The organism is Flavobacterium sp. LC2016-23 (genome assembly GCF_009674775.1).
Classification (GTDB): domain Bacteria; phylum Bacteroidota; class Bacteroidia; order Flavobacteriales; family Flavobacteriaceae; genus Flavobacterium.
The window spans coordinates 24,241-36,522 of record NZ_WKKE01000020.1 but is presented as its reverse complement, the minus strand read 5'-3'; the positions used below and the strand labels follow the sequence as shown (position 1 = coordinate 36,522).

General features: G+C 36.9%; 6 protein-coding genes. All 6 read right to left on the bottom strand.

Annotation, left to right across the window (positions count from 1 at the left end):
- Positions 1–39 precede the first annotated feature (39 nt).
- Positions 40–1,875 (bottom strand): metallophosphoesterase, encoded by a 1,836-nt coding sequence (locus tag GJU43_RS17015; protein ID WP_154342196.1) that lies wholly within the window; start codon positions 1,873–1,875, stop codon positions 40–42.
- An 83-nt stretch (positions 1,876–1,958) separates the two neighbouring features.
- Positions 1,959–2,531: a hypothetical protein gene (locus GJU43_RS17010; RefSeq protein WP_154342194.1), complete on the bottom strand. Its 573-nt coding sequence runs from the start codon at positions 2,529–2,531 to the stop codon at positions 1,959–1,961.
- Positions 2,532–2,544: 13 nt separating this feature from the next.
- The gene (locus GJU43_RS17005; RefSeq protein ID WP_154342193.1) at positions 2,545–4,821 is read right to left on the bottom strand and encodes a GH92 family glycosyl hydrolase; all 2,277 of its coding nucleotides are present in this window, start codon (positions 4,819–4,821) and stop codon (positions 2,545–2,547) included.
- A 58-nt stretch (positions 4,822–4,879) separates the two neighbouring features.
- The gene (locus tag GJU43_RS17000; protein ID WP_154342191.1) at positions 4,880–7,192 is read right to left on the bottom strand and encodes a GH92 family glycosyl hydrolase; all 2,313 of its coding nucleotides are present in this window, start codon (positions 7,190–7,192) and stop codon (positions 4,880–4,882) included.
- Positions 7,193–7,505: 313 nt separating this feature from the next.
- Positions 7,506–9,119 (bottom strand): RagB/SusD family nutrient uptake outer membrane protein, encoded by a 1,614-nt coding sequence (locus tag GJU43_RS16995; RefSeq protein ID WP_154342189.1) that lies wholly within the window; start codon positions 9,117–9,119, stop codon positions 7,506–7,508.
- A 19-nt stretch (positions 9,120–9,138) separates the two neighbouring features.
- Complete coding sequence (locus GJU43_RS16990) at positions 9,139–12,150, bottom strand: TonB-dependent receptor (RefSeq protein ID WP_154342187.1); 3,012 nt, start codon at positions 12,148–12,150, stop codon at positions 9,139–9,141.
- Positions 12,151–12,282 lie beyond the last annotated feature (132 nt).

Sequence of the window (12,282 nt, the reverse complement as noted above, 5' to 3'; positions counted from 1 at the left end):
AAATGCAATTTAATGTTTTTGATTTAATAAATATCAAAATTATTTAACAGATAAATTATCAATTTTGTTATTTTTCAAATCAATCTTAAAATGGTCCGAAGGCTCTCCATTCATGGTTTTCAAAAATATCGCAGCCCATAAAACCAGTTTTGGATCATTTGATTTTTTTAATTGCCTGCAAACCAAATCATATTGCTTTAATCGCTGATTTCCAATTTCTGAAATGGCCAGTTCATCTGCATTTTTTAAGCGGTAAAAATCGAAAATCATATCAAAACACGTCCATGATTCAAAATCGGAAAGAACCAGGGAATTTGATTTCAAATCTTTATTAGTTTCTGAAGCATTTTTATTTATTTCCAGTAAATCTTTACCTGAAAGATTTACAATTGATTTTAAAAATTCTGCAGGAAAATCTTCCGGCAAAAATCGTAAACGAACCAATTCTTTTAAATGCCAGTTTGTAAATTCTCTATAATCTTTTGCCTTTAAGATTTCTTTATTCCAAATAGCATCATTTTTACTCTTTTGAAGATGCGCATATTCTTCTTCATAAAAAGGGAATAAACTGCTGAAATCTGCCACATTGCCCACCACAACCGTTTCCACTTCAAATTCAGAATGAGAATGAATCGTCAATATTTTATAAGCAGGCAGATAAGCGGCCAGCGAAGGTGTCTGGATATTAAACAATGTATTCCCTTTTGCGGAAGTTCTTACTCCCGTATCGTTGATATGCATATGTCCGCCAAAATGAATCTGAATTCCGGCATCTGCAAATTGCTCCGCTACTGCTTCATCAGGAACTCTTTGCAATTGCATTTTATCGGCTCCAAAAAGCTGTTTTAATTCCGGCGATGCATTGTCATTAAATTCAACCATCGGATAATGGCTAAAAGCAATCAGGATTTTTCCGTTTTTCCTTGCTTCTGCCGACACCTTTTTAACCCAGTTTAACAAATGTCTCTTGTAAATAAGAACGTTATTATAACCGGTATTCGCTCCCGAAAAATCATGCGGATTATCGGATTCTCCGGATAATTTCACATTCGGAAGGTATGCATTCGCATCAATTGCCAAAAGCCAGATTCCTTTAATTGGTTCAACCAGATAGCTCGCATCCGGAAGAAACAGATTCGTATTTTTAACGGCATACGTTCTTTTTTCTAAAACAGATTCTTTTTGTGCTTCTTCAAAATTATAGCCCTCGTAAGTGTAATTAGAAAAAGGTGTTTCCCAATACAAATCAGTCTTTTTTGGAAAAAAACCAAAATCTCTCATTTCGTGAATGGTTTCCTTATAACCCCAGTTTTTTATATCGGCTGTGATAATGGGTTCCAGTTCGCTTTTACTTGTATTAAAATTGTTTCCAGAACTGCTGATAATTTGCTCTTTTCCGTCTTTACCTAAAAAATCAGTTTTAACGGCATCCTGAGAAAATGGCCTTACAACATCATGATTACCCGTAGTTACGAAAAAAGAAAGACCGTGTTTTTGGGAATATTCGTTGAGTATTTTTCGCAAGGCTCTTACGTGAACGGGCTGTCCGTCGTCGCTGAAATCACCCGGAAGAACAACTTGTCTGATGCCTCTTTTTACAATGTCATTTAGGGCTTCTAAAAAGGCAAAATAATTTTCATTGAAAATTCTGGTAGAATGCAGCTGGGAATTCATTGTTCTGATGCTAGCATAGTCGCCGGTCACCGGATTTTTGATTCCCTGATAACTGTTGTCTTCGAATTTGGCAAAAATATCCTGTAAATGAACATCGGCTATAAAAGCGATCTGCACCTTTTTCTCCTTGAAATGTTGTTCTGTTTTACAGGAAACCAGCACTAAAAGAAGCAATAAACCAAAGATATTTTTGAATGACATTATTTATTATTTTGATCGTATAGTACAGACCTGACAGGTTTTAAAAACCTGTCAGGTCTGATATCTCTTCACTATTTCTTTTTTTAATTTACAGTATCCACTACTTTCACTAAAGTAAAATTTATCCCTAAGGGATTCTTTTTTATTTTACAGATTAATGGAAACTCAGGATTTTTTACGATCCACATTTCGGTTTCATCGATTTGTGCGATTACGTGTAAAGCATCTACAAATTTTCCGTCAATTGAAACGCCTTCTTTATCTTCGTTTTTGTCCAGTACATAAGTTGTGTTATTATACACAAAAGAATTGTTTTTGACCAAATCCTGATAAGCGGACTGCGAAATCATAAAAAAAGTTTCTGTTGGTTTTAAGTTTAAAACAGGTGCATATTCTCCCTGATTAAAACTTAAGGCATTACCGTTTTTCAGCGCTTCGGGAAGCATCACTATACTGCTTTTTACCCCCCTTGTTTCCAGTTTAAAAGTCAGCTTATGGTCTGCCGTTTCAGCAGTAAGCTGCAAGGTTCTGGTCTGTCCGTGAAGTTTGCACACATAGTGCAGTTCTGTATTATTTTTTAGTGTTGGAATGTACGTTTGTGCTGTTCCTGTTTCATAAAATGATAAAAACAGAAATACTAAAATTATATTTTTCATCTTGCTCATCATTTTATTTTTTGGGTGGTAAAATTAGGGTTCCCCAGGAAGAAGGTTTCGAATCCATTTCTAAAATCAATTCTCCTCCATTAATAATATCATCATGTAAAATCCATGCTTTATCATACGATTTTCCGTTTAAAAAAGCTTTTTTTATGTAGGTGTTTTTATCACTCCCTTTTTTAGCGGAAATGGTAAACTTTTTGCCGTTTTCCAATTGTATTGTTGTTTCCTTTAGCAAAGGCGAATTAATCAGATAGTACGGCTGTCCGGCATTCGGATAAAGTCCCATCATATGGAAAGCCAGCCACGAAGACATTGCACCCGAATCGTCATTGCCGGGAAGTCCTTCTCTTGATGTGTTAAAATTGTTTTTGATAATCGTTCTGATTCTGTTGCTGCTCAGATAGGGTTTTCCAATCCAGTGATACAGACAAGGCGTTAAAAACGAAGGTTCATTGGCAACATTATACAAATCTGAATTAAAGAAGGTATCGAGTCTTTGCTCAAAAGCTTTTTCTCCTCCCGATTTAATAATGAGTTCCGGAACGTCGTGTGGAATGCTAAATGAATATTCCCATGAATTTCCTTCGTAAAAAAACACGCACCAATGGCAGACATACCACGGCGATTCTGTAATTACAGGAGTATATTTAAAAGTAGGTTTCTGAATTTTTGATTCTCCAAAAACAACATCATCCAGCCATTTTCCGTCTTTGTCTTTCGGCATAATGAATCCTCTTGCACCATTATTTTCATAATCGGAACGCCATAAATTCTGCCAGCTGTCTGCCTGTTTTATGTACTGATTATACAAATCCGTTTTGCCCAATCCTTTAGCGACTATGGCAATATTATAATCGTTGTACGCATAATCAATGGTTCGGTTTCCTGCGCGGTCGGTGCCGTAGGGGACGTATCCTAATTTTAAATAATCCAGTAGTCCGCCTCTTCCTTCTTTTTCTTCATTTCCGCCCGGTGGAACGGTCGCATCTTTCAGCATTGCCTGCAGCGCCAACTCATAATCTATTCCTTTTAAACCCTTTACAAAAGCATCGGCCAAAACAACCTCAGCGTTAGAACCGCCCTGAGTTCTTCCGTTGTCGTTGCCGCTTCTTCCTTCGGGTAAAAAACCTTCACGTTTATAAATGTTGAGCATCGCATTGATAATTTCGACTTTACGTTTACTGTCAATGAGCGTAATTAAAGGACTTGACGTTCTAAATGTATCCCAAATGGTATAAAAATCATCATAATACGGTTCGTCATTTGTCCATAACGGATTTTCTCCTGTGCGGTCAACAGGCATAATCATGGTATGGTACAAACCGGTGTAGAACATTTTTTTATAGTCTTCGGGTGTATCTGAAGAAAGCTGGATTCGGCTTAATAAGGCTTCCCATTTCTTTTCTAAAGTGGATAAAACGGCATTAAAATCCCAATGCGGAATTTCAACTTCAATATTATTTTTCGCTTTTAACTCGCTTAAAAAAGAAATTCCGATTTTGACATTCAGCGCTTCTTTTCCTGTATTTCCGAATGAAAGCAAAGCTGCCGTTTTCTTTCCGGAATCAAACTGTGCTTTTTGATTGTTATAAAATCTACCGTCTTTAAAGGTTACATATTTTGCAATCGGCTGATCAAAAACGGCCCAGAAATAAACGGTGTAAGCACGTCCGTTGTTCCACCCGCCCCGAATTCGGCTGTAGCCCCGAACTTCTGTCTCTGAAACAATTTCGATCTGCGAACCTACAAACTGCTGTGCTTCCCTGGCATCCGGAATCTTTTCTTCTCCGAGAAAAAATCCCGGATCAATTTTTAATTCTCTGGATGCGTTTTTGGGATAAGTTATACGGTAAAAAGATACTTTTTCACCTGTAGTTATTTCGGTTTTAATAGTATTCTCCCTGAAAACAGTTTCATAATACCCCAGTTTTACATTTTCTTCTGTTCTAAATGCGGTTTGATCCATTTTATCCAAAGCACCGGAAAATGGCATAATCTGAATATTTCCGTATTTGGGACCTCCGCCTGTTCCGCTTACATGAACCTGACTGAAGCCTGTTACTTCTTTTGGCATAGGAAGCCAGCCGCTGTTCGGGCTCGCGGTACAGTCCGGACTTGGTTTTACCATTCCGTACGGGCAGGACGGACCAATAAAAACCCTGCCTACTCCTTCTGATCCAATCATCGGGTCTACATATTGATGAACGGACTGCTGGGCATTGCTTGTACCTGCAATAAGAAATGATATTCCTAAAAAAAAGATAACTTTGGTCGATATTTTCATTTTGTATTATTTCTTTAGTCTTTATTTTTTTCTTTTTGAATGTTTTCCAACTGGAATCTTAGGGGTTTGGTTTATTGGACATTTCTAAAATTAGTTCCCCTCCGTTAGTAATATCCTGATGCGAAAGACTAAAATTTTGTACTGTTTTATTATTGAATTTCAGGTCTTTTATGTAAACATTTTCCGTGCTGTTGCCGGCGGCTTTAATTACAAATGTTTTGCCTGAATAATATTTCGGATCTAGGTCAATCGAAATTTTATTGAATAGCGGGCTTCCTATCTGATACACGGCATCTTTGTCGGTGCCCCCATTCATTTGAAATAATCCAAGTTTAAGCAATACATTGAGACTCCCCATTAATCCCTGATCTTCGTCACCGTTATACCCCTTTGCCGGAGATAATCCGCTGAAAGTTTCTTTTACTACGTTTCTTGTCCAGTATTGGGTTAAATCCGGTCTTCCTAACAGGGTGAAAATATTGGATGTCTGCATAGAAGGCTGATTCCCGAAATTGACGGGGATTCTGCTAAATTCCGGATGTAATTCTGCATCGTGTGATGTGCCAGAAGTATATTTTTGGTTTTTAGCCGTTTCAAATTGTGCATTTAATTTTGCAACAGCCTTTTCTTTTCCGCCCATTAAAACTGCCAGACCTTCGATATCATGTGGCACAAACCAGGTTGATTGTGCTCCATTCGATTCTATGAATCCATTTTCATACTGATAGGGATCGTAATTTTCGCGCCATTTTCCTTCTACGTTTTTTGGGCGCATCCATCCTGTACTACTGTCAAATACGTTTTGGTAATTTTTTGATCTTTTCATGAAATAAATGTAATCTTCTTCATGATTTAGTTTTTTCGCCAGTTGTGCCAGAGTCCAATCCTGATAGGCATATTCTAAAGTCTGGCTTGCACCGTCTTCATGGCTTCCGAAATGACCTTCAGGAAGCGGATAAGGAACATATCCTTTTTCTAAATAATATTTTAATCCGCCGCCGATATTGGTATTGTGTTCGTATCCTGCCTTTTCCATAATACCGCCCGGCATATGATTTTTTTTGAGTGCAATATAAATCTCTTCTAAATCTTTTTTCACAATTCCTTTCTGAATGGCGCTTACGATAAAAGGCGTTGCAGAAGCTCCTGTCATTACATAGGTATCATTTCCTCCCGCAGGCCCTCGCGGAATTATACCGCCATCTTTATAATATTGCATTAGAGAATATACAAATTCTTCCATAATTTCAGGATACACCAGTCCCCAAAGATTATTTATCGTCCATTGTGCTCCCCAAAAAGCATCTGAATTATAATGATTGAATTTGGGTTTTCCGTCAGCATCTAAAGGTAAATGTCCGACCCTGAATTTGTCTCCTGTATTATCAGGATAGGTTCCATTTGCATCACTGATCATTTTTCTCCCTTGCAGCGCATGCCAGAGATCGGTATAAAATCTTCTCTGCTCGGTTTCTGTTCCGCCTTCTATTTTTATTCTGCCTAATAAACTGCTCCATTCTTTTCTGGAATCCGCAACTGTTTTATTAAAGTCCCAATGGGCTAATTCGGTTTCAATATTGTTATTGGCACTTTCAATTGAAGTATACGAAATACCGACTTTCATCAGTAGCTGTTCAGTCGTGCTAGTAAAATTAACCAAATAATTACCGCTTACATGATCTCTTTCGACAGCAGTAACAGGTTTATTTGTTTTAATTTTAAAAAATACGGTGAGTGGTTTTGGGCGTCTGAAATTGGTCCCCAAAACTAATGATCCCGACAGTTCGTAATCATTGTTTTTTTCTAATTTTCCATTCGTATTTTCACAAGGCCCCAAAATAGTATTGAGATTAAAAAGAATTGCTTTTTGTGCCTTTACAGGAAAAGTATATTTGTGAAAACCAACTCTAAGCGTGCTGGTTAATTCTGCCGTTATTTGATATCTATCCAATTTTACGGAATGATATCCAGGTGTAATTGTTTCGTTTTTATGACTGAATCCGGAATAAAAATCTTTAAAAATAGTTTGCTTCTCTTTTGCTGCTATTGTTACGGGCATTACGGATACACCGGACATCTGCCATTCATGAACATGGCTAAAACCTTTAATTGTATCTGTAGTATATTTATAGCCTCCTCCCCAATCGCTGCTAATTTCTGTATCGGGACTTAAATTTACCATCCCAAACGGACGGCTTGCTGATGAAAAGTAAAACCATCTTGAATTTTCGGTGTCCAACAACGGATAAACCATATCAGATAACTGTTTCTTTCTTAAAGAAATAGCTGTCTGAGCATTGCATGACACTAAAAAAACAAGCGTTAAACCTATTGCAATGCGTCCTGTTTTATAGATTTTATTTAATTCCATTATTCTGCTGATTGTTGGGGCACTATTGTTTTATACAGTATTTATTACACTGATTTATTACTGAAACGAAAATATAAGGCAAAAGATTTACCTGAGAATTATTGAATTATAATGTATTCTGAAAACAGAAATGGAAAAGAATGGTACAAAGCTTAATCTTTCATTGATTTTTGGAACGGCATTCAATTAAGCTTTGTCTTCATTCAAAAAATGAAACTAAACTGATTCTGAACAGCTGAACAAATCAGCTGTTTTTTTGTTAAAAAGGATGATTTTTTTGATATTTCTCTCCTTTTTATAATTAAAATTATTTTTAATATCCATCGTTCTGAGTCAGGGCCGGATTTAAAATCATAGCATTGGTAGGGATCGGGAAAACACGACGGTAAACATCTGTATTGGTTTTGTACCCCCATTGTCCTTCATATTTCCCAAAACGTATCATATCATTTCTATGCCAGGCTTCCCAGGTAAACTCACGGCTTCTTTCTTTGTAAAGTTCTTCTAAAGTTACACCGCTCAAAGCTGAGGATGTTGTACGATTAGAACGAACCATATTTACCAATGCATCTGCAGTTTGCCCTAAAGTTACTGTTCCTCCACGAAGAATTGATTCTGCTTTCATTAAAAGAATATCTGAATAACGCAGGAAAGGAACGTCGTTATTCTGGTTACGATTTGTTGAAGTTGCATCCGGGTAGAATTTAATGTTTCTATACCCAATGTTCCAGGCAATTTCATCATTTCCAAGATCGAATAAGGTTACACTTTGACGAAGGATAATATCCGGTGTTAAATTTACCTGATAGGTATAGGCCGCACCTCCGTCGGATCCTGTATAAAATTGATCATATCCTTTTTTAGTTGTCGTAACCATTACCGGGGTAACGCCATCATTCATATACTGTAAGCCTGTAAGCCATTGTTTGTTGCGAATATCATTTACATCATTGAAATTAGCATAGAACTCCGGAAGGGTACTTCTTGGTGCACTTGGCGTGTAAGGAAGGCCAAATTTAGTTCTTTCAGAACGTGGCACATCATAACGTGCATGATACATTTGTCCGTTGTAGCCAACTGTAACTGCAGCCGGATCATAAGGAACTGCAAAAATGAATTCCTTCATTTGCGGTCCGTTATTAGGATAAAACATTTGAAGATAAGTCGCTCTTGGTTCAACAGCATATAGGTTAGAATTAATTACCTCATCACAAGCTGCGATACATTCATTATAACGCTGTGTTCCCGTATAGACCTCCGCATTTAAATATAATTTTGCCAGCAAAGCATTAGCCGTCTGTTTGTTTGGTCTGCCATAAGTTGTAATTCCTGATGCAGGATTTAAATTAGGAAGTGCTTTCTTTAATTCTTTTTCAATAAAAACAAAAACCTCTTTTCTTGGCGTTTTGGCGCGAGAACCAAAATCTCCGTAAACTGTATCGAGCGGCACATTTCCATAACTATCCATTAACATAAAATAGGAAATAGCACGCATGGTTTTTAACTCGGAGATTAAAGTTGATTTCTTGGAACCTTCCGGCATAGTCTGGCTCAAAATTGAAATGGCCTGATTACTGGATCCTATTACTTTAGAAGACCAGTCCCAAAGACTTCCTATGATACCATTATCTGCATTCCAGTCATGAAAATGCATTGCAATGTAATTTCTGTTGTCAAACCAGTTTCCTCCTCTTGAAGGTAAGATCGCCTCATCTGTAGATAAAGACTGCGACCACCACCAGGCAAATGAAAACTCGCCACGAAAGGCTGCATAGACAGGTCCTGTTACCTGAATGTATTGTGCATCGTTTTGAGGAAATACTTCAGGTGTAAGCTGTGTTGTAATTGGCACATCAAGATCTTCACAAGACCATAGTATGCCGGCCATAAGCATTGGAAGTGCTATATATTTTACTATCTTTTTCATAATTTTTAGAGTTTAATTTTTAGAATGTCACGTTTAAACCAAACATATACGTTCTGGTTTTTGGATAGAAGTTATTTGAATCTACACCAGGAGCAGTTCCGCCCTGTTCAACTTCCGGATCAATTCCCGAATATTTAGTAATTACAAATACATTATTTATCGTTTGATAAATACGCACGCTGCTTATGTATCTGCCTACTTTTCCAAAATTATACCCCAAAGTCATATTGTCTAATCTTAGGTAACTTCCATCCTCTATAAAACGAGAAGAATACTTGTAAGAGTTAAGGTCGTTTGGCGATTCGTTTGCTGCATCAGCTAAAATATTTGTAGTCATTGCGGTACTCGGCCTAAACAAATCGGCACGGGTAGCATTAAAAATTTTATTACCAAACACTCCTCTGAAGAAAATGCTTAAATCAAATTTTTTGTATTGAAAGTTATTTCCCCAGCCTAATAATAGTTTTGGCTGCGCGCTTCCTACATAATGATAATCTACTCCATTTAAAGGCGTAGTCGTCAGATTTCCGTTTTTGTCGTAATACTGTGAAACTCCATCTGCATTTTTTCCTGCATATTTAAGAGTAAAAAATTGCCCAAGAGGTTTTCCTTCTTTAAAAATCTGTAAAGTGCTTCCTGTTTGTCCGCCTCCGTCAGGCTGTACACGTCGGATTGAATCGCCGCCTATGAAAAAAGGATTGGTTAATTTAACAATCTTATTTTTATTGCTTGCCAGATTCAGATTTGTCGACCAGCTAAAATCTGCTGATTTAATAATAGCTGCACCTAAGCTAAGTTCGATACCTTTATTCGACATTGCTCCACCGTTGGCTACAATTGTCCCTACAGGTACAAGTACCGGATTAACAGAGTAATTAAAAATCATATCTGTTGTTTTCTTATCGTATACATCTACAGAACCTGTTATTTTTCCTTTTAAGATTGAGAAATCAACTCCAATATTTGCTGTAGCTGTTTTTTCCCACTTCAAATCAGGATTAGCTGCCTGATTAGGACCATATGCACCAATTTGCTGTCCGTTATAATAAAAAGTACCTAAACTTCCTGAAATAAACTGAGCGGTATAAGCATTAAATCCTGATGAATTTCCTGTTACTCCATAACTACCGCGGAATTTTAAATCACTGAAAATCTCCTGATTCTTCATAAAACTCTCTTTGTCTACTCTCCATGCCGCGCCTACAGAAGGAAAGTATCCCCAGCGGTTGTTTACGCCAAACATCGAACCTCCATCTCTTCTGATGGTTCCCTGCAAAAGGTATTTGTCTTTGTAATTGTAGTTTAAACGTACAAATTCACCTATCAGACGCGTTTTTTGATATGCTTTACTGTCTCCAAAATTTACTACATAACCATTTACTGAGGTATAATTACTTAATGCAAGGTTGTTATAGCCCACATTGTTTACAGGAAAATTAGTTGTTGTTGCCTGAAATCCGTCGCCTAATGTATTTTCCTGCCAGGAGTAACCCGCCACAGCTTTTATTTTATGCTCTCCTAATGTTTTATCCCAGGTAAGGAAGCTTTCAATGATGTTGTTTCTGGTTTCGTAAGAATTTCTCAATGCAGAACCATTTACACCAAAATTAACCAATGTTTTTGTCAAAGGTGGATCTGGGTTGTTGTAAAAGTTGGCACTGTTGTATTGTGAATAATAACTGTCATAAAATTCTCCATGAGATGCAGTTAATCTTTGGTGTGCAATATTTAAATTATACGTAAATCCAAACGGAAGTTTTACTTCTGCCGTAAGGTTACCTACAAGGTTATCCGTTTTAGTTTCATCAGTACCATGTTCAATTAGAGCTACCGGGTTAAAATATCCCGGACTAGTAAAGTTTTCAAAAAAACTTCCATCAGCATTTCTTACCGGAGAAACAGGAAGATAACTTGCTGCCTGCAAAAGAACAGTATTTCTCTGTGGTACATTTTGATATTTTGTGGTGGAATTAGTAACGTTTAAACCAAATTTAACCTTATCATCAAAAGCAAATTGCTCAACAGATAAACGGGCAATAATACGGGAAAAGTCACTTTTTAACATTACTCCTTCTTTATTAAGAGAAGTAATACTTGCTGTATAGTTGCCATGATCTCCACCACCGCTCATCGATAAGTTATGGCTGCTTGATGCTGCACGTCCTGATCTTAAAATTTCTTTTTGCCAGTTTGTATTAGCACCTTTATCATTTTCCGGAGTAAAATTCAAATTGTTTTTAGTTGTAAAGGCTCTCAGCTGATCTGCATTCATCATGTCAAGATTATTTGAAACTTCTTCCCAACCAACATAACCATTGTATGCAATCTGCGTTTTACCCTTACTTCCTTTTTTTGTGGTTACCATGATAACTCCATTTGCACCACGGTTACCGTAAATAGCAGTTGCCGCAGCATCTTTTAAGACATCGATAGTTGCAATATCATCTGGAGAAATTACAGAGATATCAACTCCAGGAATACCATCTATTACATAAAATGGTCCTTGTGAACTATTTAATGTAGAAGCTCCACGCAAAACTACAGAAGCTGTTTTTGTAGGGTCACCGCTTGATGAAATGTTCAAACCGGAAACTTTACCCTGTAAAAGCTGTCCTACATCACTAATTGCCCCTCTGTTTAAATCTTCGGCTTTTACTGAAGTTACAGAAGTAGTAAGGTTTTTACGTGACCCTTTTCCATAACCTACTACTACAACTTGTTCTAAACTGTTTGTAGTAGGCTGCAATTTAATCGAATAATTTGTTTTTGTTCCTTCTAGTTTTAAAGTCAAATCTTCAAACCCCATATAAGAAACTATTAGTGTCGCATTTTTGTTTGAAGCCGAAAATTTAAATTTTCCATCAAAATCTGTTGTTACTGAATTCGTTGTGCCTTTCTCGAGTACATTTGCGGCAGGCAGTGGAATGCCTTTGTCATCTAAAACTACACCGGACACTTCTGTTTTTTGTGCCCAGGTATTAATTGAGAAGCAAAAACAAAAGGCTAATAATAAAAGTTTAAGTTTTTCCATTTTGATATTGGTTAATTGGTTAATATAGTACTGACGAAATTACTGGTAAAGAAATGTTAAGAAATGGACAGGTTATTCATAAACATGGATAATTCCTTTAAAGTCAATAATAGCAAGGCTTTGCAAGGTTGT

Excerpts from the sequence above, each read along its gene's own strand:
- GJU43_RS17015 (WP_154342196.1), bottom strand. The coding sequence starts at position 1,875 with ATGTCATTCAAAAATATCTTTGGTTTATTGCTTCTTTTAGTGCTGGTT.
- GJU43_RS16995 (WP_154342189.1), bottom strand. The coding sequence starts at position 9,119 with ATGAAAAAGATAGTAAAATATATAGCACTTCCAATGCTTATGGCCGGC.
- GJU43_RS16990 (WP_154342187.1), bottom strand. The coding sequence starts at position 12,150 with ATGGAAAAACTTAAACTTTTATTATTAGCCTTTTGTTTTTGCTTCTCA.
- GJU43_RS17000 (WP_154342191.1), bottom strand. The coding sequence starts at position 7,192 with ATGGAATTAAATAAAATCTATAAAACAGGACGCATTGCAATAGGTTTA.
- GJU43_RS17010 (WP_154342194.1), bottom strand. The coding sequence starts at position 2,531 with ATGAAAAATATAATTTTAGTATTTCTGTTTTTATCATTTTATGAAACA.
- GJU43_RS17005 (WP_154342193.1), bottom strand. The coding sequence starts at position 4,821 with ATGAAAATATCGACCAAAGTTATCTTTTTTTTAGGAATATCATTTCTT.